This window comes from Thioclava sp. 'Guangxiensis' (assembly GCF_045348365.1).
Classification (GTDB): domain Bacteria; phylum Pseudomonadota; class Alphaproteobacteria; order Rhodobacterales; family Rhodobacteraceae; genus Thioclava; species Thioclava kandeliae.
In genome coordinates this window covers 1045838-1068848 of record NZ_CP155822.1, presented here as the reverse complement: position 1 = coordinate 1068848, position 23011 = coordinate 1045838, and the positions used below count along the sequence as shown (strand labels likewise).

General features: G+C 62.4%; 21 protein-coding genes. 7 read left to right on the top strand and 14 right to left on the bottom strand.

Annotation, left to right across the window (positions count from 1 at the left end; translation table 11 throughout):
• Positions 1–4: 4 nt before the first annotated feature.
• A complete protein-coding gene (gene rdgB, locus ABEB22_RS05310; protein WP_339113913.1) occupies positions 5–616 on the bottom strand; it encodes an RdgB/HAM1 family non-canonical purine NTP pyrophosphatase in 612 nt (203 codons plus the stop codon).
• Positions 613–1326 (bottom strand): ribonuclease PH, encoded by a 714-nt coding sequence (gene rph / locus ABEB22_RS05305; RefSeq protein ID WP_406870993.1) that lies wholly within the window; start codon positions 1324–1326, stop codon positions 613–615. Before rph ends, rdgB begins: the two co-directional genes overlap by 4 nt.
• 124 nt (positions 1327–1450) lie before the next feature.
• Here rph and hrcA point away from each other — a divergent pair, with 124 nt between their 5' ends.
• Positions 1451–2512, top strand: coding sequence for a heat-inducible transcriptional repressor HrcA (hrcA, locus tag ABEB22_RS05300; RefSeq protein WP_339113915.1), 1062 nt, complete (start codon positions 1451–1453; stop codon positions 2510–2512).
• A 5-nt stretch (positions 2513–2517) separates the two neighbouring features.
• Positions 2518–3063: a nucleotide exchange factor GrpE gene (locus tag ABEB22_RS05295; protein ID WP_339113916.1), complete on the top strand. Its 546-nt coding sequence runs from the start codon at positions 2518–2520 to the stop codon at positions 3061–3063.
• A 45-nt stretch (positions 3064–3108) separates the two neighbouring features.
• Here ABEB22_RS05295 and mutS read toward each other — a convergent pair whose 3' ends face one another.
• Positions 3109–5748, bottom strand: coding sequence for a DNA mismatch repair protein MutS (gene mutS / locus ABEB22_RS05290; protein WP_406870992.1), 2640 nt, complete (start codon positions 5746–5748; stop codon positions 3109–3111).
• Between the two features lie 188 nt (positions 5749–5936).
• On the opposite strand from mutS, the gene ABEB22_RS05285 reads away from it, so the two are divergent.
• Together ABEB22_RS05285 and ABEB22_RS05280 are read left to right on the top strand one after the other, a co-directional pair.
• Entirely contained in the window at positions 5937–8195 is a 2259-nt protein-coding gene (locus ABEB22_RS05285) for an NADP-dependent malic enzyme (RefSeq protein WP_406870991.1), read from the top strand.
• 108 nt (positions 8196–8303) lie between these two features.
• Positions 8304–9191 (top strand): ribokinase, encoded by an 888-nt coding sequence (locus tag ABEB22_RS05280; RefSeq protein ID WP_406870990.1) that lies wholly within the window; start codon positions 8304–8306, stop codon positions 9189–9191.
• Here the strand turns inward: ABEB22_RS05280 and phoB are convergent.
• From phoB to tsaD, 11 genes are all read right to left on the bottom strand, one after another.
• The gene (phoB, locus tag ABEB22_RS05275; RefSeq protein WP_339113920.1) at positions 9176–9868 is read right to left on the bottom strand and encodes a phosphate regulon transcriptional regulator PhoB; all 693 of its coding nucleotides are present in this window, start codon (positions 9866–9868) and stop codon (positions 9176–9178) included. The two genes, ABEB22_RS05280 and phoB, sit on opposite strands and share 16 nt — an antisense overlap.
• Position 9869: 1 nt before the next feature.
• Entirely contained in the window at positions 9870–10583 is a 714-nt protein-coding gene (phoU, locus tag ABEB22_RS05270; RefSeq protein ID WP_339113921.1) for a phosphate signaling complex protein PhoU, read from the bottom strand.
• 13 nt (positions 10584–10596) lie between these two features.
• Positions 10597–11394 carry a phosphate ABC transporter ATP-binding protein PstB gene (gene pstB / locus ABEB22_RS05265; protein ID WP_339113922.1) on the bottom strand — a complete coding sequence of 266 codons (798 nt, stop codon included), beginning with the start codon at positions 11392–11394 and terminating at the stop codon, positions 10597–10599.
• Positions 11395–11407: 13 nt separating this feature from the next.
• Positions 11408–12751 carry a phosphate ABC transporter permease PstA gene (gene pstA, locus ABEB22_RS05260; protein ID WP_339113923.1) on the bottom strand — a complete coding sequence of 448 codons (1344 nt, stop codon included), beginning with the start codon at positions 12749–12751 and terminating at the stop codon, positions 11408–11410.
• Positions 12748–14208, bottom strand: coding sequence for a phosphate ABC transporter permease subunit PstC (gene pstC, locus ABEB22_RS05255; protein ID WP_339113924.1), 1461 nt, complete (start codon positions 14206–14208; stop codon positions 12748–12750). The genes pstA and pstC overlap by 4 nt, the downstream gene beginning before the upstream one ends.
• A gap of 100 nt (positions 14209–14308) precedes the next feature.
• A complete protein-coding gene (locus ABEB22_RS05250; protein WP_406870989.1) occupies positions 14309–15349 on the bottom strand; it encodes a substrate-binding domain-containing protein in 1041 nt (346 codons plus the stop codon).
• A 135-nt stretch (positions 15350–15484) separates the two neighbouring features.
• Positions 15485–16180: a CbiX/SirB N-terminal domain-containing protein gene (locus ABEB22_RS05245; RefSeq protein WP_406870988.1), complete on the bottom strand. Its 696-nt coding sequence runs from the start codon at positions 16178–16180 to the stop codon at positions 15485–15487.
• A 286-nt stretch (positions 16181–16466) separates the two neighbouring features.
• The gene (locus tag ABEB22_RS05240) at positions 16467–16889 is read right to left on the bottom strand and encodes an EVE domain-containing protein (protein WP_339113927.1); all 423 of its coding nucleotides are present in this window, start codon (positions 16887–16889) and stop codon (positions 16467–16469) included.
• A complete protein-coding gene (locus ABEB22_RS05235; protein WP_406870987.1) occupies positions 16889–17155 on the bottom strand; it encodes a YciI family protein in 267 nt (88 codons plus the stop codon). Before ABEB22_RS05235 ends, ABEB22_RS05240 begins: the two co-directional genes overlap by 1 nt.
• Positions 17156–18109: an NAD(P)H-dependent glycerol-3-phosphate dehydrogenase gene (locus ABEB22_RS05230; protein WP_406870986.1), complete on the bottom strand. Its 954-nt coding sequence runs from the start codon at positions 18107–18109 to the stop codon at positions 17156–17158. It abuts the gene before it with no gap.
• Complete coding sequence (gene tsaD, locus ABEB22_RS05225) at positions 18106–19215, bottom strand: tRNA (adenosine(37)-N6)-threonylcarbamoyltransferase complex transferase subunit TsaD (RefSeq protein WP_406870985.1); 1110 nt, start codon at positions 19213–19215, stop codon at positions 18106–18108. The genes ABEB22_RS05230 and tsaD overlap by 4 nt, the downstream gene beginning before the upstream one ends.
• Before the next feature lie 98 nt (positions 19216–19313).
• On the opposite strand from tsaD, the gene ABEB22_RS05220 reads away from it, so the two are divergent.
• From ABEB22_RS05220 to ABEB22_RS05210, 3 genes are all read left to right on the top strand, one after another.
• Positions 19314–20021, top strand: a complete 708-nt coding sequence (locus tag ABEB22_RS05220) for a uroporphyrinogen-III synthase (protein ID WP_339113931.1) — start codon at positions 19314–19316, stop codon at positions 20019–20021.
• Positions 20022–20087: 66 nt separating this feature from the next.
• Positions 20088–21395 carry a hypothetical protein gene (locus tag ABEB22_RS05215; RefSeq protein WP_406870984.1) on the top strand — a complete coding sequence of 436 codons (1308 nt, stop codon included), beginning with the start codon at positions 20088–20090 and terminating at the stop codon, positions 21393–21395.
• A gap of 12 nt (positions 21396–21407) precedes the next feature.
• Entirely contained in the window at positions 21408–22970 is a 1563-nt protein-coding gene (locus tag ABEB22_RS05210) for a heme biosynthesis HemY N-terminal domain-containing protein (protein WP_339113933.1), read from the top strand.
• The last annotated feature ends 41 nt before the right edge of the window (positions 22971–23011 follow it).

Below are 23011 nucleotides of genomic sequence, written 5' to 3'. Positions count from 1 at the left end.
GGGGTCAGGCAGGCTCGAACGCTGCGGTCAGTTTCCTGAACGCATCCGCGCGATGCGACAATTGGTTCTTACGCTCATGGGTCATCTCGGCGAAGGTCTTGTTCGACCCTTTGGGCTGGAACATCGGATCGTATCCGTGACCTTCCTCGCCGCGCATCGGCCAAACGAGGAAGCCCTGGCATTCGCCCTCGAAAACCTCCTCATGCCCGTCCGGCCATGCCAGAACCAGCGTCGAGCAGAAGCGAGCGGTGCGCGGACGGTCGGCGCCGACCTTCTCGCATTCGTTCCACGTCTTCTCCATCGCCATCTTGAAATCGCGGCCATTGGGGGTTTCGGCCCAATCGGCGGTGTAGACACCCGGAGCCCCGCCAAGACAATCCACCTCGATGCCGCTATCATCGGACAGGGCGGGCAGGCCGGTGGCCTTAGCGGCGGCATGCGCCTTGATGCGGGCGTTGCCCACGAAGGTGGTCTCGGTCTCCGCGGGAACCGCCAGATCCAGCTCCTTGGCCCCCACACATTCGATGCCATAAGGCTTCAGCAGCTCGGAAATCTCTTCCAGTTTGCCTGCATTATGGGTAGCAACCAGCAGCTTCTTCTCGGTAAACTTTCTCACTTAACAGCCTCCTTCTGTGCGTTTACCAGCTCTGCGATCCCGTTTTCGGCAAGATCCATCAGCTGGTTCATCTGTTCGCGCGTATAGGTAGAGCCTTCTGCCGACATTTGTATCTCGATGAGCTTACCTTTGCCGGTCATGATGAAATTGCCGTCGACGCCGGCTTCGCTATCCTCGGCATAATCGAGGTCGCAGACATTCTGGCCGGCATAGATCCCGCAGGACACAGCCGCCACATGGTCGATCAGCGGATCGGAGGTGATGATCCCTTTGGCCATCAGCTTGTTCACCGCCAGACGCAGCGCGACCCAGCCACCGGTGATTGCCGCACAGCGGGTGCCACCATCGGCCTGAATGACATCGCAATCCACGACGATCTGACGTTCGCCCAAAGCGCTGCGGTCCAGGCCCGCCCGCAGGGCACGACCGATCAGACGTTGGATCTCGACGGTGCGGCCGCCTTGTTTGCCCGTGGCTGCCTCGCGACGGGCGCGTGAATGGGTGGCGCGGGGCAGCATACCGTATTCGGCGGTGACCCAGCCGAGGCCCGTGTTTTTCAGGAAGGAGGGCGCGCGATCTTCAATCGTGGCTGTGCACAGCACATGCGTGTCGCCCACTTTGATCAGGCAGGAGCCTTCGGCATGTTTGGTGACGCCCGTCTCGATCGAGATCTTGCGCATTTCATTGAGGTTCCGTCCTGAGGGCCGCATATCCGCTCCTATTCGCAAACTGTATCGCCCCATTTGCGCGTGTGACGCAGCCGATGCAAGAGCTCAGGACCGATTGACGATCCCTCTCGCAACCCGTTTACTGTGAAACAGGAGTTTCGAGACCATGATTGAGCCAAAACAGAGCCTGACAGAGCTGAATGATCGCTCGCGCGAGGTCTTTCGCCGCGTGGTCGAGGGCTATCTGGAGACCGGTGATCCGGTGGGCTCGCGCAGCCTGACCCGCATGATGAGCGAGAAGCTCTCAGCGGCCACCATCCGTAATGTGATGAACGATCTCGAATATCTAGGGCTGCTCGACAGCCCGCATGTCTCGGCAGGGCGCGTGCCCACGCAGATGGGGCTCAGGATGTTCGTGGACGGCTTTATGGAGGTGGGGCAGCTGGGGGCCGATGACCGCGCAGCCCTTGATGCCACGGTGGGCGGGAATGATCCCGATCTGGGCACGCTGATGGACCGTGTGGGCTCGGCCCTCTCTGGCATGACCCATGGCGCGAGCCTTGTGCTCTCGCCCAAGCAGGAAGCGCCGATCAAGCATATCGAATTCGTGGGGCTCGCGCCCGACCGTGCTCTGGTGGTGCTGGTGCTGGCCGATGGTCAGGTGGAGAACCGTGTGTTCACGCCGCCCCCCGGACAGACGCCGTCCTCGCTGCGGGAGGCCGCGAATTTCATCAATTCGCTGGCCGAGGGCCGCACGTTGACCGAGCTGCGCAGTGTTATGGCCGAGGAGATCAGGCATCGTCGCGCTGAACTGGATACGCTGGCCGCCGATCTGGTGGAGCAGGGGCTGGCCGAGTGGGAAGACAAGGGCACTTCCTACGAGCGGCTGATCGTGCGCGGGCAATCGAATCTGCTCGAGCAGATCTCCGATCTCGACCGCATCCGCACGCTTTTCGATGATCTCGAACGCAAGCGCGACATCGCCGAATTCCTCGATCTGGCGCAGGATGGCGACGGTGTGCGCATTTTTATTGGTTCCGAGAACAAGCTTTTTTCACTTTCGGGTTCCTCTCTGGTCGTAAGTCCCTATATGAACGCTGATCGTAAGATAATCGGTGCGATCGGCGTCATCGGGCCAACACGGCTCAATTACGGGCGGATCGTGCCGATCGTGGACTATACAGCGCAACTGGTCGGACGGATGCTGTCGGGCCGGGGCAAAGGATGAAACGCATGAGCGACAAGAAAGACGAAATGAGCGAAGATCAGGTTCATCTCGACGAGACGTTCGAAGACATCATGGACGAGGGCGCAGACGAGCTGGAAGCCCTGCGTGCCGAACGCGACGAAATGCGCGACCGCTGGATGCGCGCGCTGGCCGATGCCGAGAATTCGCGCAAGCGCGCCGATAAAGAGCGCCGCGACGCCGAGAATTACGGTGGCTCGCGTCTGGCCCGCGACATGCTGCCGGTCTATGACAATATGCAGCGCGCGCTGAACGCCATCTCGGAAGAGCTGCGCGAGAAGGCCGAAGCCCTTATCGAGGGCGTCGAGCTGACGCAGCGCGAACTGGTGAACGTGTTCGAGAAGCACGGCATCAGCCAGATCGCGCCGCAGGTGGGCGACAAGTTCGATCCGACCCATCACGAGGCGATGTTCGAAGCCCCTGTGCCGAACACGGTTGCGGGCGACATCATCCAAGTGATGGATGTGGGCTTCATGATCCATGACCGTCTGCTGCGTCCGGCCAAGGTGGGCGTGAGCTCGACGCCGAAGTGATGTTTCACGGGAAGCATTGAAAAGGGGGCCGCTTGGCCCCCTTTGTCATTTCAGCATCTCGCGCAGGTCATAAAGCGCTTGAAGTGCCTCACGCGGGGACAGGTCATCGGGGTTGATCGCGCCCAGACGTTCCTCCAGCGGGCTCGGGCCCAGCGGCGCCACGGGCTGGGGCGGCGGCGCAGAGGCAAAGAGCGGCAGATCATCGATCAGCATCTGTTTCTTGGCGCCGCTGTCACGGTCGCCTTTCTCCAGCATATCCAGCACGGACTTCGCCCGCGCCACCACGCTATCGGGCAGCCCCGCCAGACGCGCGACCTGCACCCCGTAGGAGCGGTCGGCCGCGCCCTTTTTTACCTCATGCAGGAAGATCACATCGCCCGCATGTTCCTTCACGCTGACGGTGGCATTCTCCACCCCGTCGAGCTTGGCCGAAAGCGCGGTCATCTCGTGGTAATGGGTGGCAAAGAGTGCACGGCAGCGGTTGGTGGCATGTAGATGCTCCATCACCGCCCATGCAATCGACAGCCCGTCATAGGTAGCGGTCCCGCGCCCGATCTCGTCGAGGATCACCAGTGCGCGGTCATCGGCCTGATTGAGGATTGCGGCGGTTTCGACCATTTCGACCATGAAGGTCGACCGGCCTCGGGCCAGATCATCTGCCGCGCCCACGCGCGAGAACAGCTGGCTCACCAGCCCGATATGGGCGCGGGTGGCCGGCACGAAGCTCCCCGCTTGCGCCAGGAGCGCGATGATCGCATTCTGCCGCAGGAAGGTCGATTTACCCGCCATATTGGGGCCTGTCAGCAGCCAGATCGCTGGCGTGCTCTCCTTGGTCAGCCCGCAATCATTGGCGATGAACGGCGTGCCCGAGCGTTTGAGCGCATGTTCCACGACCGGATGCCGCCCTGCCGTGATTTCAAATGCGCGGGAATTGTCGATCTCGGGGCGCACCCAGTCGCCCGCTCGTGCCAGATCGGCGAAGGCACAGGCCAGATCGATTTCGGCCAGCGCCCGTGACGCCTCGCCAATCGGGCCTGCCTGATCCATGATGCCCGCCTTCAGCCTGTCATAGAGCCGTTTTTCGATCTCGAGCGCCCGCGCACCGGCATTATGGATGCGCGTTTCCAACTCCGAGAGATCGACGGTGGTGAAGCGCACCTGATTGGCCGTGGTCTGGCGATGGATGAATTTCTCGGACAAAGGCGCCGAGAGCATCTTCTCGGCATGGGTCGAGGTGCATTCGATGAAATAGCCCAGCACGTTGTTATGCTTGATTTTCAGGCTCGAAATACCGGTTTCCTCAATAAATCCGGCCTGCATTCCCGCAATCACGCCACGCCCCTCGTCGCGCAGGCGGCGGGTCTCGTCCAACTCCTCGTCATAGCCCTGCGCGATAAATCCGCCATCACGGGCAAGAAGCGGCGGTTCGGCAATCAGGGCCGCGTCCAGCAGGGCTACCAATTCGTCATGGCCTTGCAGCGCCTGTGCGGCGTCCTGTAACAGGCGCGGTGTCTCGGACCCCGTGATCACATCATACAGTCCGCCTGCCTGACCCAGCGCATTGCGGATCGCGGCCATGTCACGCGGGCCGCCACGATCCAGCGCCAGCCGCGACAGGGCGCGGTCCATATCGGGGCAGCGCTTCAGATCGGCGCGCAGATCCTCGGTAAAACGGCTCTGTTCCACGAGAAACGCCACCGTATCATGACGCGCATGGATCTGGGCCAGATCGCGCGAGGGCGCGGAGACCCGACGTTCCAGCAGACGTGCACCGCCCGCCGTCACGGTCCGGTCGATCACATTCAGCAGCGACCCCTCACGCCCGCCCGAAAGCGCTTGCGTCAGTTCCAGATTACGGCGTGTGGAGGCGTCGATCTGCACGATCGTGCCCGCTTCCTCGCGCAGGGGGCGGCGCAGGAGGGGCAGTTTGCCGCGCTGGGTCAGGTCGAGATAATCGACAATCGCGCCCATTGCCGAAAGCTCGGCGCGGCTGAAGCTGCCGAAGGCTTCCAGCGAGCCCACCTGATAGAGATCTCGCAGTTTCTGCTCGCCCGAGGCACTGTCGAAGACGGCCCGTGCCAAAGGGGTCACCGCCGCTTTCACATCCTCGATCACCTCGCGGAATGCGTCCTCGTTGGTATCCGAGACCAGCACCTCACGCGGTGTCAGGCGGGCCAGTTCCGGCCCCAGACGCGTGGGGGCGCAGGGCATCACGCGGAACTCGCCGGTCGAGATATCGACCCAGGCCAGCGCGCCCTCGTCGCGCAGGGCGGAATAGGCCGCAAGGAAGTTATGCCGCCGCGCCTCCAGCAGGCTCTCCTCGGTCAGCGTGCCCGGTGTCACCAGCCGCACGACATCGCGTTTGACCACGGCCTTATAGCCGCGCTTCTTGGCCTCGGCGGGATCTTCGAGCTGTTCGGCAATTGCCACGCGGAAGCCCTTGCGGATCAGCGTCAGCAGGTAGCCCTCGGCGGCATGGACCGGCACGCCGCACATCGGGATATCCTCGCCCTCATGGCTGCCGCGCTTGGTCAGCGCGATATCGAGCGCCGCTGCCGCCTCGACCGCATCCTGAAAGAACATCTCGTAGAAATCGCCCATGCGGTAGAACAAAAGCGCACCCGGATTGGCGTCCTTGATACCCAGATATTGTTCCATCATCGGTGTGACGGTCGGCTTTGCCATGGATGCCCCCTGTTTGCTCGAGCGGACCCTACAAAAACAGCCCGCCGCCCGCAATCTGTTGGGCGGGTTGTTGAACGGGGTGTCGGGTGGTCCCGAGGGGAGCGGCGAACTACCGCGCCCGTGTCTATTGAGGCAGCCGCGACAAGCCGTTAAGAAGTCTGAGACCAAAAAGAAGGATATCGGCCCACATGTCCGGAAAGAACAAGATTACCCGCGAAGAAGCGTTGAATTACCATCTCGAGCCCATTCCGGGAAAATACGAGATTACGCCCACAACGCCCATGACCACCCAGCGCGATCTGTCGCTGGCCTATAGCCCGGGTGTGGCTGTTCCGGTCGAGGCGATCGCCGAGAACCCCGAAACCGCTTATGACTACACCGTCAAAGGCAATATGGTTGCCGTGATCTCGAACGGCTCGGCCATTCTGGGGCTGGGCAATCTTGGTGCGCTGGCCTCCAAGCCCGTGATGGAAGGCAAGGCGGTTCTGTTCAAGAAATTCGCCGACGTGAATGCTGTCGATATCGAGCTCGATACGATGGATGCCGACGAGATCATCAAGGCCGTCAAGCTGATGGAGCCGACCTTCGGCGGCATCAACCTCGAAGATATCAAGGCGCCCGAATGCTTTATCATCGAGCAGGCGCTGAAGGAACAGATGGATATTCCGGTGTTCCATGATGATCAGCACGGCACGGCGGTGATCTGTGCGGCAGGTCTTCTGAACGCACTCGAGATCTCGGGCAAGAAGATCGAGGATTGCAAGATCGTGCTCAATGGTGCCGGCGCCGCCGGTATCGCCTGTCTCGAGCTGATCAAGGCGATGGGCGCACGCAACGAGAACTGCATCATGTGCGACACCAAGGGTGTGATCTATCAGGGCCGCACCGAGGGGATGAACCAGTGGAAATCGGCCCATGCGGTCGAGACCACGGCGCGGTCGCTCGAGGATGCGATGAAGGGCGCGGATGTGTTCCTTGGCGTGTCGGCCAAGGGCGCGGTCACGCAGGAGATGGTAAAGTCGATGGCCGATAATCCGGTCATCTTCGCTATGGCCAACCCCGACCCCGAAATCACCCCCGAAGAGGCCCATGAGGTCCGCGAGGATGCGATCGTGGCAACGGGCCGGTCGGATTATCCGAACCAGGTCAATAACGTGCTTGGTTTCCCCTATCTGTTCCGTGGCGCGCTCGATATTCATGCCCGCGCGATCAATGACGAGATGAAGATTGCCTGTGCCGAGGCGCTGGCGAAACTCGCCCGTGAGGATGTGCCGGATGAGGTGGCGATGGCCTATGGCCGCAAGCTGTCTTTCGGGCGCGATTATATCATCCCGACACCTTTCGATCCGCGCCTGATCCATGTGATCCCGCCGGCGGTGGCCAAGGCCGGTATGGATACGGGCGTGGCGCGGCGCCCGATCATCGATATGGATGCCTATGTCCACAGCCTCAAGGCGCGCATGGACCCGACCGCGACGATCCTGCAGTCGATCCATGCCCGTGCCCGCAAGGCGCAGGCCCGCATGATCTTTGCCGAGGGCGATGACCTGCGTGTGCTGCGCGCGGCGGTGCAATACCAGCGTTCGGGCACCGGCACTTCTATCGTGGTGGGCCGCGAGAACGACGTGCGAGAGAAGCTCGAAAGTGCCGGCCTTGGCGATGCGTTCCGCGAGCTGACCGTGGTCAACGCGGCCAATACCAAGCATCTCGAGACCTATCGCGATTTCCTCTACAAGCGCCTGCAGCGCAAGGGTGTGGACCGCGAGGATGCCTATAAGATGGCCGCCCGCGACCGCCATGTCTTTGCCGCCCTCATGCTGGTGCATGGCCATGGTGATGCACTGGTGACGGGTGTCACCCGCAAATCGGCCCATGTGCTGGAGCGGATCAACAAGGTCGTCGATGCCACTGCCGAAAGCGGGGCCGTCGGCATTACCGCCGTGCTGAACAAGGGCAAGATCGTGCTCTTGGGCGATACGCTGGTGCATGAATGGCCCGACGAGAACGATCTGGCCGATATCGCCACCGCAGGGGCCGAGGTGGCACGTTCGCTGGGTCTCGACCCGCGCGTGGCCTTCTGCTCCTTCTCGACCTTCGGCTATCCGGTGTCGGAGCGCGCGCAGAAGATGCATGTCGCGCCGAAGGTGCTCGACAAGCGTGGCGTCGATTTCGAATATGATGGCGAGATGGCCGTTGATGTGGCGCTCAATGCGTCGGTCATGAAGAAATACGACTTCTGCCGTCTGTCGGGTCCGGCCAATATTCTGGTGATGCCCGCGCGTCACTCGGCCTCGATCTCGATCAAGCTCTTGCAGGAAATGGGCGGCGCGACTGTGATCGGCCCGATCCTGACCGGTGTCGAGCATCCGATCCAGGTCTGCTCGACCACGGCGACCGTGTCCGATATCGTCAATATGGCGGCGCTGGCGGCCTGTAACGCGAAGTAATCGCGACACATCACGGAAAGGTCTGGCGTAAGGAAACTTGCGCCAGACCTTGTTATATCCGCCTGTCCAAGGCTAGCCTGCGCACAACTGGTGCCATTCGAGGTCTTCATGAAAATTTTCAATCTCGGCTCGATCAATGCGGATTACTTCTACCGGCTGCCCCATCTGCCGCAGGCGGGCGAAACGCTGGCCTCGATAGGCTATGACCGTGGGCTTGGCGGAAAAGGGGCCAACCAGTCCGTTGCCTGCGCCCGCGCGGGGGCCGAGATCCGGCATCTGGGGGCGATCGGGTCCGAAGGGCGCTGGATGGTCGAGCGGATGGAGGATGCGGGCGTCGATTGCACGCAGGTGGTCATCGTGCGCGAGGCCTCGGGCCATGCGATCATCTATGTCGATCAGGCAGCCGAGAATACGATCGTCATCCATCCCGGTGCCAATCGGGCGATCCCCGATACGGTTCTGGACGATGCGCTCGATCAGGCGGAAGAAGGCGACCTGCTGATCTTGCAGAACGAAACCTGCCTGCAGGTCGAGGCCGCGCAACTGGCCGCCGAGCGCGGGGTGTTCGTGATCTATTCGGCGGCTCCCTTCGACGAGGCGGCGGTGCGCGCCGTGCTCCCCTATGTCTCGCTTCTGATCGTCAATGAGGGCGAGGCTAAGGCCCTATGCGAAAGCTTCGGTGTGGCACTGCCCGAACTGCCCGTGAAACAGATCGTGGTGACCAAAGGCGCGCAGGGTGCGACCTGGCACAATCTGGAAACCGGCGGGCTGATTGTGATGCCGGCCTTTCCTGTGAAACCGGTCGATACAACGGGGGCGGGCGATACATTTGCGGGCTATCTGGCGGCCGGTCTGGCCGAAGGCGCCTCGCGCGAGCGGGCGATGCGTCTGGCCGCCGCGGCGGCTGCCCTGAAAGTGACGCGGGCCGGAACAGCCGATGCCATTCCCGCCCGTCAGGAAGTCGAGGATTTTCTGGAAAATCAGCCCAAGCTGTAACCGGTGCCGCGCACCGTGCGCACCGGATCATCACCGCCATGCGCCATCAGCGCCTTGCGCAACCGGCCCACATGCACGTCGATGGTGCGGGTGTCGACGTAGATGTCCCGCCCCCAGACACGGTCCAGAAGCTGGTCACGGGTCCAGACCCGGCCAGGCTTCTCCATCAGCGTCGACAGCAGACGGAATTCGGTCGGACCCAGTTTCAGCGCCTGCCCATCGCGGAACACGCGGTGCTCGGCGCTGTCGAGGACGATATCCTCGTAATTCAGCCGCTCGCCCATGGTGGCAGGGCGGGTGCGGCGCAGCTGGGTGCGCAGCCGCGCCATCAGTTCGACCACCGAATAGGGTTTGACGACATAATCATCCGCGCCCGTCTCGAGCCCGCGCACGCGATCCGTCTCTTCGGAGCGCGCCGAGAGCATGATGATCGGGATATGGCGGGTGTCGCCCGAGGCTTTCACGCGGCGGCAGATCTCGATCCCTGACACATTGGGCAGCATCCAGTCCAGCACCATCAGGTCGGGTTTCTCTTCCTTGACCATCAACAGCGCTTCCTCGCCATTGACCGCCATCACAACGCGAAAGCCTTCGGCTTCGAGGTTATACTGGAGAACTTCACGCTGGGCCGATTCATCCTCGACCACCAGGACACAGGGCTGTTGTGCCGGGGACATCTTACTTCTCCGTGCTGTCCATCGAGATCACGCTCGACTGTTTCGGGCGCTCTTCGTCGGGGGTCTCGCCGGTGACGAGATAGATCACCTGCTCGGCGATCGAGGTAGCATGGTCGCCCATACGCTCGATATTCTTGGCGATGAAATGCAGGTGCATGCAGGGGGTGATGTTGCGCGGGTCTTCCATCATATAGGTCAGGAACTCGCGGAAGAGCGCGTTATACATCTGGTCGACTTCCACATCGCGGTCGCGCACATCGCGGGCGAGCTGCGGATCGCGCTGGATATAGGCATCAAGCACGTCCTTGAGCATCCCCTCGACCGCTTGCGCCATCCGGCGGATCGCCTTGGGCGAGCCTTCGACGGCGGGGGCATCCATCAGGATCTGGGTGCGCTTGGCGATGTTCTTTGCGTAATCGCCCGCGCGTTCGAGGCTGGCGGCGATCTTGATGACCGAGAGCGTCAGCCGCAGATCGCGCGAGACGGGGGCACGCAGCGCGATGATGCGGGCGGCTTCCTCGTTGATCTGCTCCTCGAGCGCGTCGATGGCCTTATCCTGCTTGCGCACACGCTGGGCCAGTTCCTCGTCACGGCTTTCAAGGGCTTCGGCGGCATCGAGGATCTGCTGTTCGACCATGCCGCCCATCTTGACGACAAGCGCCTGCACGGCTTCCAGATCGCGGTCGAAGGCGGAGGAGATATGTTGTTGGCTCATGCTATGTCCTTCCTCAGCCGATCCGGCCGGTGATATAGGCCTCGGTGCGTGGGTCCTTGGGATTGGTGAAGATGTCACCCGTCTCGCCATATTCCACCAGATTGCCGAGGTGGAAGAAGGCGGTGCGCTGCGACACGCGCGCGGCCTGCTGCATCGAGTGGGTCACGATCACCACCGAGAACTGCGTGCGGAGTTCATCGATCAGCTCTTCGACCTGACCGGTGGCAATGGGGTCGAGCGCCGAGCAGGGCTCGTCCATCAGGAGCACTTCCGGCGAGGTTGCCACGGCGCGGGCGATGCACAGGCGTTGCTGCTGACCGCCCGAAAGGCCGGTGCCCGGTGCCTGGAGGCGGTCTTTCACCTCGTTCCAGATCGCCGCACCGCGCAGGGCGCGTTCCACGATCTCGTCCAGATCGGCCTTGTTCTTGGCAAGGCCATGGATGCGCGGGCCGTAAGCCACGTTGTCATAGATCGACTTGGGGAAGGGGTTGGGCTTCTGGAACACCATTCCTACCTTGGCGCGCAGCTGCACGGGGTCCACGCGGCGATCGTAGATATCCTCGCCATCGAGCAGGATCTCGCCCTTCACCTTGCAGATGTCGATCGTGTCATTCATCCGGTTGAGCGTGCGCAGGAAGGTCGATTTCCCGCAGCCCGAGGGGCCGATAAAGGCGGTGACGGTCTTGTCGAGGATATCGACATCGACGTCCTTGATGGCATGGGTGTCACCGTAATAGACCTGCACCTTGCGGGCCTGGATTTTCATTTCCTTGGTGTCCACTTTTCTCTCCGTCAATCTCATGTCGTTCATGATTTTGGGTCCCTTACCAGCGGCGCTCGAATCTGCGGCGCAGGATGATTGCAATGATGTTCATCGTCAGCAGGAACACCAGGAGGATGATGATGCCCCCCCAAGCCCGTTCATAATAGGCGGGGTCGGCGCGTTTTGCCCATTCATAGATCTGTGCGGGCATCGCGGAGTTGGGCGAGAGGAAGCCCGCGATAATGCCATCGGGCGGGTTGGAGGCGATATAGCCGATCATCCCGATCAGCAGGAGCGGCGCGGTCTCGCCCAAGGCCTGTGCTAAGCCGATGATCGTGCCGGTCAGGATACCGGGCATGGCCAGCGGCAGCACATGATGGAAGACCGATTGCATCTTGGAAGCGCCGATCCCCAGCGCTGCATCGCGGATCGAGGGCGGCACGGCCTTGAGCGAGGCACGGGTCGAGATGATGATCGTGGGCAGGGTCATCAGCGTCAGCACCAGACCACCGACCAGCGGCGCCGATTGCGGCAGATGCATGAACTGGATGAAGACCGCGAGACCCAAGATACCGAAGACGATGGACGGGACAGCGGCGAGGTTCGAGATATTCACCTCGATCAGGTCGGTCCATTTGTTCTGCGGCGCGAATTCCTCGAGATAGATCGAGGCCGCCACACCGATCGGTAGCGACAGGAATAGCACCACCAGCATCATGAAGAGCGACCCGATCATCGAGGTGCCAAGGCCCGCCTGTTCCGCACGGCTCTCGGAGGCATCCGAACCGGTGATGAAGTCCCAGTTGAACTGCTTCTTCACGATGCCGGCCTCGACAAGCCCGTCGGTCAGGTCCAGCTGCGCCACGGTGATATTCTTGTCGAGTGCGATCTCGTCACGGTGGACGCGGCCCTTGAGATAGCCGTCTACGCGCGAGGAGGCGAGGATCTTGAACGTCACGGTCTGGCCGATCAGCGCGGGGTCACTGATCACGTCCTGACGCACCACATTGGCGGCAGAAGCCGAGATCAGGTTCTTCATATCCTTGGCTTTGGTCAGCTCGGTCTCGATCCCTGCTTTCTGGACGGTTTCCAGAAGCGCGTTCTCGATCAGCGGGCCGTAGCCGAAGGTCGAGACCTTGGCGATATCGGCGGGGTCGCGATTGCCCTTCTTGTCGAGCTTGGCGGGGTCCAGATAGACCGGCACATTGATGAAGCTCTGCTGGAAGGCCGAGACGCCATTGCTGAGGATTGTGCTCAGCAGGATCACCAGAAAGACCATGCCCAGCCCGATCGCCGCGATCCCCATGGCGCGGAAGCGTTTTTCCTGCGCATTGCGTTTGCGGGTGCGGGCATCGGGTTGGTGGATCGAACGGGTGCCGGGGGTGTTTGCTGCGGCGTCGGTCATTCGTATTGCTCCCGATACTTGCGCACGATGTAGAGTGCGACAATGTTCAGCGCGAGGGTCATGACGAAGAGCGTCATGCCCAGAGAGAAGGCCACCAGCGCCTCGGGTGAGGCGAAATCGGCGTCACCGGTCAGCTGGCTGACGATCTTGGCGGTGACGGTGGTCATCGCCTCGAAGGGGTTGAGGCTGAGGCGGGCGGCGGCACCGGCGCCCAGAACCACGATCATCGTCTCGCCGATGGCGCGCGAGGCGGCCAGCAGGATCGCGCCGATGATGCCCGGAAGGGCGGCGGGGAAAACCACCTGTTTGATGGTCTCGGATTTGGTGGCACCAAGGCCGTAGGAGCCGTCGCGCAGCGATTGCGGCACGGCGTTGATGATGTCATCGGACAGTGAGGACACGAAGGGGATCAGCATGATGCCCATCACGAGGCCCGCGGTCATGACCGAGCTTGCCGCCCCCATCCAGTCGAGCCCGTCGCGGCCGAACACCGTTTGCAGGGCAGGGCCCACGGTCAGCAGTGCAAACAGACCGTAGACGATGGTCGGGATACCGGCGAGGATTTCCAGCGCGGGTTTGGCGATGGCGCGGACGGGTTTGGTTGCATATTCCGAGAGGTAGATCGCGGCAAAGAGCCCGATCGGCACGGCCACGGCCAGCGCGATGAAGCTGATATAGAGCGTGCCCCACAGAAGCGGCAGAATGCCCAGCTGCGAGCCGCCACCAAAGGACGGCGTCCAGTTGGTGCCAAAGAAGAAATCCGTCGCCGGATAGAGGCGGAAGAAATGCACCGTGTTGAAGATCAGCGACAGTACGATCCCGATGGTGGTCAGGATAGCGATGGAGGCGGCGAGGATCAGCAGCGCCTTGATGCCGCGCTCGACGATATTGCGGGCGCGAAGATCCTTATGGGTGGATTTCAACGTCAGCAGGAAGAAGACGATGGCCACGCCCAGAACCACCGCCATACGGAAGGTGTTTCCGGTGGCGTTCAGGCTGCGGTAATGCTGTGCCGCGTCGAGCGTGGGGGTATCCACCTCGGAGCCGAGCGCCACGCCATAGTCCGCCATCTGGGCACGCAGCCCGTCGCCCGCCTGCAGGCCGCTGGCCTCGGAGGCGGTCAGGGTGCCTTTTGCGACCGCGTCATCGAGCCCTTGGGCGAGGCGCGTCACATCCGACATCATCAGGCTGAGATTGCCATGCTCTTCGACCGTGGCCTGCGGAATGGCGCCGGTGACCTGCATATCGATGATGAAAGGCTGCACGATCAGCCAGACGGCCAGAACCAGAAGGGACGGCACGAGGGTCATCATCGCGACATTGCTGCCATAATAACTGGTCAGCGAATGGAGGATGCGGCTGTCGCCCCCTGCGGAAGACAGGGCGCGGGACCGGCCGAGAACGAAGCCCAAGGCTGCGAGCACGAGCACGATAACCAGAAGCCAGATTGCAGGCATGTCAGCTCCGTTTTGTAATGGGTGCCATTATGGAGGCGTCGAAACAAAGAAGGGGGCGGCATTGGATCTGCCGCCCCCCGTATTGGCCGGGTAGGGCAGATTACATGCCCGAGCCCATGGTCTTTTCGTCAGCAACCAGCTCTTGGGTCGCTGCCAGTTCCGGATCGGAAACCAGACCGTATTGCGCCAGCGGGCCGTCCGAACCTGCGATCTCGTCGGAGACGAAGAACTCTGCATATTCTTTCAGGCCGGGGATCACACCGATATGCGCCTTCTTGATGTAGAAGTAGAGCGGACGCGAGACCGGATAGTCACCCGAGGCGATGGTTTCGGTCGACGGCTCGACGCCGCCCATCGTTGCCACTTTCAGCTTGTCGGTGTTGTTCTCGTAGAAGGCCAGACCGAAGACGCCGACGCCATCGGGGTTCGAGGCGATACGGGCGAGGGTCTCGGTGTAATCGCCGTCGATATCGACCGATTTGCCATCGGTGCGGACATTCATACAGGCTTTCTCGGCGTCTTTCTCGGTCATGCCGCCCGACACCATCGCATCAAGCGCGCCGGTGTCCTTGCAGCCCTGAACGAGGACTTTCTCTTCGAAGACCTCGCGGGTGCCGTGCTTGGTGCCCGGAATATAGGCTGCGATCTCGACATCCGGCAGATCGGCGTTGAAATCCGACCACTTGGCATAGGTGTTGTCGACCAGCGCGCCGTCTTTCACGACCTTGGCGCCGAGGGCGTTATAGAGGTCTGCCGGTTGGAAGGCGGTGAATTCGGGGCCGGTTTTCTGGCTGGCAAAGACGATCCCGTCATAGCCGATGCGGACCTGGATAATGTCATTCACGCCGTTTGCGTGGCAGGTCTCGATTTCCGAGTCCTTGATGGCGCGCGAGGCGTTCGCGATGTCGATGGTGTTCTCGCCCACGCCTTCGCAGAAGCGCTTCAGCCCCGAGGACGAGCCGCCCGATTCCACGACCGGCGTCGGGTAGTCGAAGTTCTCGCCGAATGCCTCTGCCACGATCGAGGCATAGGGCAGCACGGTCGAGGAGCCGGCAACTTGGATGTTGTCGCGGGCGAAAGCGCCTGCGGTGGAGGCAACGGTGATGGCAAGGGCAGATGCCGTCAGCTTAACAGTGTTCATGGTTCTCTCCCAGAAGGTCTGAATGGCCGCTACGGGCTCGTCGCTTGTGCTAGAGGTCTGTCGTGACGCTTATGCGAACATTGTGTAACACATATATGACAAAGCGTCATTCTCGGAGAAAACCCTGCGAAAAAGTTAATTTTCGCAATACTGCTTGAGGGCGCGCGCGATCAGCGCGGGGATTTCGGGATGCTCACCAATGGGCGGCAGGCGCGGGCCGGAGAATCTCGCATTGTCGAGCGCCTCGGGGATATCGCCATCGACATGACCTGCCCGCAGCGCGAAAAACGGCAGGCAGACGCCCTGATTGGAGGTCCTGGCGACGTCCTCAAGGAAGGGCGGCTCCTCGATCAGCCCGACCCGCACGCGCCAGAATGCGCCCGAGCGGCGCAGCTTCTCGGCCATTGCATAGGCGCTGTCTTTCGATTTGCGCGCGATCTTGGACCCGTGGGCACAAAGGATGAGGTCGGTTGCCCTGCTATCGAGCCCCGCCTGTGCCGCCGCAGCGAGGCACTCATCGAGAATCAGCTTTTCCAAGGCGGGATCGATGCCGAACGGGTCCATATGCTGTGCCTTGCAGCCCAGCTCCTTCAGCCTGCGCGGGATCTCGCGTTTAGTAAACCACCCTTCGGCCATAAAAAATGGATAGATTACAGGGGCCTCGCAGTCATTGACCGCCTTTGCGAGGGCACCGTCCTTGGCCAGCGTCGCCGCCAGAACGCGGATCTCCGGGCAGAGCGGACGGATCTTTTCGGCCAGCGCCTCAAGGGCTGCCTGTTTGGTATCGGGGTCCGAAGGCGACCCGTGTGCAACGATGATGACTGTTTTCATGGGGGCTATGATAGCGCCTCGGGCGGCGGCGGCAATCCTCGGGCGAAATGGTCAAGACCATGTGCCTGCTCAGAGTTTATACGCTTTAACTCCCTCTAAATACTCTATTTTTAAGGGCTATTCTTTTGCGTCAGGTGACGTTCTGACATATACACATAGAGACCGGCCAGGAAGGCCAGGACCAGATAGAGTTTCACGTGTGGTGCGTAGGGGTGCACGTGGGGTGGTGAGGGTTCTGGTAGGGGTGCCGGAACCCTCATTTTTATGTCAGACCTTGGGTTTGTGGTCAGTCGGGATCGGTCTCTGCCATCGCGCAGACGATACGCCATTCCTCCTCGGTCACCGGCTGCACCGAGAGCCGCATCGAGGTCACCAGAGACATGTTCGACAGGCGCGGCTCGGCCTTCACATCGGCCAGTGTCACCGGCTTTTTCACCGGACGCACGGCACGCAAATGCACGCAGTCCCAGCGCGGATCATCGGTGGTGCTATCGGGCGCGCTTTCGGCGCTGACCTCGCAGATACCCACGACTTCCTTACCGATATTGGAATGGTAGAACAGCCCGCGATCGCCGATCTTCATCTCGCGCATATTATTACGCGCCAGATAGTTACGGATCCCGTCCCATTCCTCGCCCGCCTCGCCTTTTTCAACGAGCTGGTCCCATGAGAACTTGTTGGGCTCGGATTTGAACAGCCAGTAGCGCATCAGATGACCTTCTTCCATTCGGTGATCGACACGCTGTCGAACAGCCCTGCCTTGCCATAGGGCTCGTTATCGACCCAGGCCTGTGCGGCATCCATACTGTCGGTATCGAGGATCACCAGAGACCCGCACATATCGCCATTCTCGATGAAGGGGCCGGCCTGGGCCACGATGCCCGTCTCTTTCATATAGGCCAGATGGGCCTCGCGGTTATCGAGACGGGTTTGCAGATGGCCCGCTTTGTCGCGGCAGATCACGGCGTAGAACATTCATTCCTCCTTCAAAGGGCGCGACAGAAGCGCCAGAGTGGCCTGGGCCACGGTCATCCGGTTATCGCAGAGCGCGGCGATCATCACCGCAATGGGCATTTCGATGCCGCCTTTTTCGGCCATCCGCGCGACGGCATGGGCGGTGGCCACACCTTCGACCGTCACATTGGGGTCGATGGTCTCGCCCGCACCCAGCGCGAAGCCATGGCGGAAATTGCGCGACTGGCTGGAGGTGCAGGTGAGCACCAGGTCACCGAAGCCCGCAAGCCCCGAAAGCGTCTCGGCGCGCGCGCCACGGGTCACGGCCAAGCGGGTCATCTCGGCAAAACCGCGGGTCATCAGCGCAGCGCGGGTGGAATCGCCCATACCTGCGCCCATGACGACGCCTGCGCCAATCGCGATGACGTTTTTCAAGGCGCCGCCAAGCTCGGCCCCCGTGGTGTCGGAGCTGCGGTAGAGCCGCAGGGTGGGCGTCGAGAGTTGTTCCTGTAGCGCCTCGGCCCCGTCCTCGCAGGCCAGTGTCAGGGCCGTGGGTAGGCCGCGCCCGATATCGGCGGCAAAGCTGGGGCCGGTCAGGATCGCCGCGCGCGCCTCCGGCACGGTGGAGCGGATCAGCGCGGTCGGGCCGAGGCCGGTGCTCAGGTCGATCCCCTTCGAGCAGCTGACCAGTGTCTTGCCTTTCAGGCGCTGGGCATGAAGGGCCAGAAACGCGCCCGTCTGCTGCATCGGCAGCGCCAGCAGAATGGTCTGAGCCGCACAGGCGGTCTCGAGATCCGCGGTCACGGTAATTGCCTCGGGCAGGGTCAGGCCCTTCAGCCGTTTGGAATTCTCGCGCGTTGTCTGCAGCAGTTGCGCCTGCTCCGCGTCGCGTGACCAGAGCGTGACGGGCCCATTTTGCGACAGGCTGATGGCCAGCGCGGTGCCGAATGCGCCCGATCCCAGAACGGAAATCATGCTTTGGCCCCTTTTTTGCCGGAGCCCAGAAGCGGTGCGGCCTTGCGGTCCAGGGGCCAGCGCGGACGCGCGACCAGATCCATCTGGTCGGTATGTCCGAGGCGGAAACGTTCTATCCCCGCCCAAGCGATCATTGCGGCATTATCGGTGCATAGCCGCAGAGGCGGCGCCACGAAACGGGCGCCGGATTCGGCAGCCACAGATTCGAGCCCCGCGCGGATGGCGCGGTTCGCGGCCACGCCACCGGCCACCGCAAAACCGGGGGTCTCGGGGGCGAGCGCCATATATTCGGCCAGAGCACGGCGGGATTTCTTGACCAGCACATCCGTGACCGCGGCCTGAAAACTGGCGCAGATATCACGGCGGATCGCGCGGGGCAGGCCGCCATGCCGGGCCACGACCTCGTCACGGGTGCGCAGAAGGGCCGTCTTCAGTCCCGAGAAGGACATATCGCAATTGGGCCGGTCCAGCAGCGGCCGCGGGAAGGCGAAGGCTTTCGAATCCCCGCCCTCTGCCTCGGCTTCCACATTCGGGCCGCCGGGTTGCGGCAGGGCCAGCAGCTTGGCGGTCTTGTCGAACGCCTCACCCGGTGCATCGTCGATCGTGCCACCTAAGCGGGTGAATTCCTCGGAGCCATGCGCGATCAGGAATTGGCAATGCCCCCCCGAGACCAGCAGCATCAGATAGGGATAGGCCATATCATCGGTCAGGCGCGGGGTCAGCGCGTGACCGGCCAGATGGTTGACCCCCACAAGCGGTAGGCCGGTGCCTGCGGCGATCCCCTTGGCACACATCACCCCCGACATCACGCCGCCAATCAGCCCCGGTCCTGCGGTCACTGCGATCCCGTCCAGATCGCCCAGATCCACGCCGGACTGTTCCAGCGCCTGCTCGACACAGAAATCAAGCTTTTCGGCATGGGCACGGGCCGCGATCTCGGGGACCACGCCGCCGAAGGCTGCATGCAGATCGGTCTGGCCCGACACGACGCTCGCCAGAATCTCGGTTCTGGTTTCGTTGGTGCCCGTCCCACTCTGGCGCACAATGGCGGCAGCCGTATCGTCACAGCTGGATTCGATCCCAAGGAAGGTAAGTGTACGGGCCATGGTGCCTCGATTGCGAATGGGTTATGGCTCAGGTATCACTGCGGGCGGCGTGAGACAATCCATAGCCGCCCTATCCGCACTCTGCATAGAGGATGCCGATGCCTGCACCGCCCGTATTGCTGCTGACCCGTCCCGCAGAGGCGAATCTCCGCTTTCTGGGCGAGCTGCGGCAGGCGGGGGTGGAGATGCGCGCTATCTGCTCTGCGCTCCTGCGGATCGAGCCGGTTGTCCCCGAAGATGCGCCCGATGGCGATCTGGTCTTTACCTCGCAACAGGCGGTGGCGCCGTTCGTTGCGGCCTTCGGGGCCCGGGGACATGCGTGGTGTGTGGGCGCGCGGACGGCAGCAGTGGCACAGGCGGCGGGCTTTACGGTGACCTGCGCCGAAGGCACGGCCCGCGCGCTGGAGGCGCGGATACTGGCCGAGGGCGGGCAGGGTCCCTTTACCCATATCTGTGGGGACCAACTGGCCTATGATCTGGTCGCAGGTCTGCGCGCGCGCGGGCGTGCAGCAAAGGCGCTGCAGATCTACAGGCAGCTGGAACAGGCTCCGACCCCCGAGGCGATGGCGGTTCTTTCAGGAGAAGCCCCTGTTTTGGTGCCACTTTTTTCACCGCGTAGCGCGGCGATCTTCACGAAATATTTGCCGAAACCGCACGCCCCCCTATACCTTGGCGCAATCAGCACTACTGTATCACGGCAGCTCACTGCGGTGTCAGGCGCCTATATCGGGGTTTCACGGGAAACACATGCGGCCGCTATGGTCGCGCTGGTCAAGGCTTTGGCATCCCGCAGTGTTGCGTCTTGAAGATCTGTGGATGCGGGGGCTAGAGTGGCCTCGGCCCACTTTAGGAATTGCGTAGGAGGAGTTGCCGTGGCTGCACCCGGGAAGAAGAAATCGGCGAAGACTGATGCAGCTAAGGATGAAAGCATAACGCCCGCATCCGGAACGGCACCGAACACGGAGACACCTGCAACGGGTGCGCCCAAGGCGGATGAGGCGGTTGATCAGGCCCTTCCTGCCGACAAGGACGATACCGCGCCGGTTGACACTCCCGTGACTGATGCGCCCGAGGCAGACATATCCGCGCCGGAGACGCCCGAAGAGGCACCAACTGTGACCGGCACCGGGGCGGATACCGTAGACGCATCTGACGAGACCGACCCGCTTGAGGGCCATAAGGAGAGTCTCGCCTCGGAGACGGCTTTCGGCACCGATGATGTGGTGGATGCCGAGCAGAAAGACATGGATCAAAAGGACGGGTCTTCCGACGCAAAGCCTGAAACGCCTATCGCCGAGGAGAAGAAGCCCGAACCCGTGGCCTCGGTTGCAGCACCGGCTCCTACCGCTGGCCCTGTGATCGAGAAGCGTGGCGGTTTCGGCCCTGTTCTGGCGGGTGGAGTGATTGCGGCCGTGATCGGCGCGGCGGCGGCGCTCTGGGTTCTGCCGCAGCTGCCCGAGAATATTCAGGCCAGGTTCTTCCCGGCCCCTGCGGCTCCCGATAATTCGGCGATGGAAAACCAAGTGGCGGATCTATCCTCACAGCTGAGCGCGATCACGCAAAGCGTCTCGGCCTTGCAGGACAATATCGCCTCGCTTGGTCAGGCGGGCGATACCTCGGGTCTGCAAAGCCAGCTCGACGCGCTGCAATCCAAGCTCGATGGTCTGACCGGCCCCGATGCCGACGCCGCCAAGGAGGCCGAGCGTCAGGCCCGTGCCCGTGCCGCGATCGCCGAACTACAGGCGGCGCTCACCAACGGCACCCCGATTGCCGATCCGGTGGCTATGGCGCGGGACGCCCAGCTTGATGTCCCCGCGGCGCTGGGCACGGAACCCGAAAGCGTCAAGGCGCTGCAGGAGGCCTTTCCCGCACCGGCGCGCCAAGCGCTTGATGCGGCGCGGCGTGCCGATGCCGGTGACAGTCTGGGTGCCAAGCTCGAGACGTTCCTGCTGACACAGACAGGCGCACGGTCGGTTGCGCCCAAAGAGGGGAACACCCCCGATGCCATCCTGTCGCGCGCGCAGGCCGCCGTCGACAAGGCCGATTTCAAAACCGCCATCACCGAGATTTCCGCCCTGCCGCAGGTGTCGCAAGACGCGCTGTCGGGCTGGGTCGATCAGGCACAGACCCGTGTCGCCGCTGAGGAGGCAGTCTCGTCGCTTGCCTCGCAGGTCCAATAAGGAGGGACGGCCATGCTTTGGTCATTCATCAAAATCGCTGTCTTTCTGATCGCGGTCACTGCTGTCACCTATGGCGCGATGACGCTGGCAAGTTCTGCTGATGGGGTGCAGGTCGTGCTGGCGGGGGTCGAGTATAATCTTGGTCCGGTGCAGGCGATCATTGCCGTTCTCGTGCTGATCGTCGCGGTCTTCGTCTTCCTGAAGGTTGTGGGCTTTGTGGTGGCGCTCCTGCGGTTCCTCGTGGGCGACGAGACCGCGCTGACCCGCTATTTCGACCGCTCGCGCGAGCGCCGCGGTTACAAGGCGTTGGCGGATGGTATGATCTCGGTCGCCTCGGGAGAAGGCCGTCTGGCGTATAATCAGGCCAAGAAGGCGCAGAAATTGCTTGGCCGCCCCGAGCTGACCAATCTTCTGGTGGCACAGGCCGCCGAGACCAAGGGTGACACCAAGAAAGCGACCGAGGCCTATAAGCTCCTGCTGTCCGACCAGCGCACCCGTTTCATCGGTGTGCGTGGGCTGATGCGCCAGAAGCTGGCCGAGGGCGATACAGACACCGCGCTGGCACTGGCGCAGAAAGCCTATGCACTGAAGCCCTCGCATCAGGACACGCAGGATACGCTTCTGAAGCTGTCCACGGAAAAAGGCGCATGGGGCGACGCCCGCAAGGTCATCAGCTACAAACGTCATAGCGGTCTGCTCCCGAAGGATGTCGCCAAACGCCGCGACGCTGTTCTGGCGCTGCAGGAAGCCAAGGGCATTCTGGATGAGGGGGCGAGCATCGAGGCACAGGAAGCCGCGATTGCCGCCAACAAATCCTCGCCCGATCTGATTCCTGCAGCCGCGATGGCCGCGCGCTCCTATATCGGGAAAGGCAAACCCAAAAATGCAGAGCGGGTGATCCGCAAGGCATGGGAAGCCCAGCCGCATCCCGATCTGGCGGCCGCCTATGCCGCCATCGCGCCCGAGGAGACGCCGCAGGCCCGCCTCAAGCGCTTCCAGAAGCTTCTGGTCCTGCGTCCCGATCACGAAGAAACCCGTCTTCTGCGCGCCGAGCTGAACATTGCCGCCGAGAACTTCCCCGAGGCGCGCCGTGCGCTGGGGCATCTGGCCGATACCCATCCCACCTCGCGCGTGCTGGCCATCATGGCGGCGGTCGAGCGGGGCGAGGGCTCGGATGATGCGGTGGTGCGCGGCTGGCTGGCTCGGGCGCTGACTGCGCCGCGTGGCCCGCAATGGTGCTGTGACGCCTGCCAGAATATCCAGAGTGACTGGACGCCGGTCTGTGACAATTGCGGTGGTTTCGATACGCTCAGCTGGCGCGAGCCGCCGAAATCGGACCAGCCCCTGCCGCATGGCGCGGAGATGCTGCCGCTGATCGTGGGCGCACCTGCGGTGATGCCGGAATCGGAAGCCGCACGGAAGGCGGAAGAGGCCGGTGTCGAGGTCGAGGAAGCGGAGATCGTGACGGGGGCTACCGAGGAGACCGTCATCGTGACCAAACCCGAAACGGAGGGCGACATAGCCCCCGAAGTCACTGAAACCGAAGAAGTTCAAAAGAAATCTGCTTTGGGATAAATTAGGGGCTACACATCCCCGACGCGGCATGCTAATTGCCG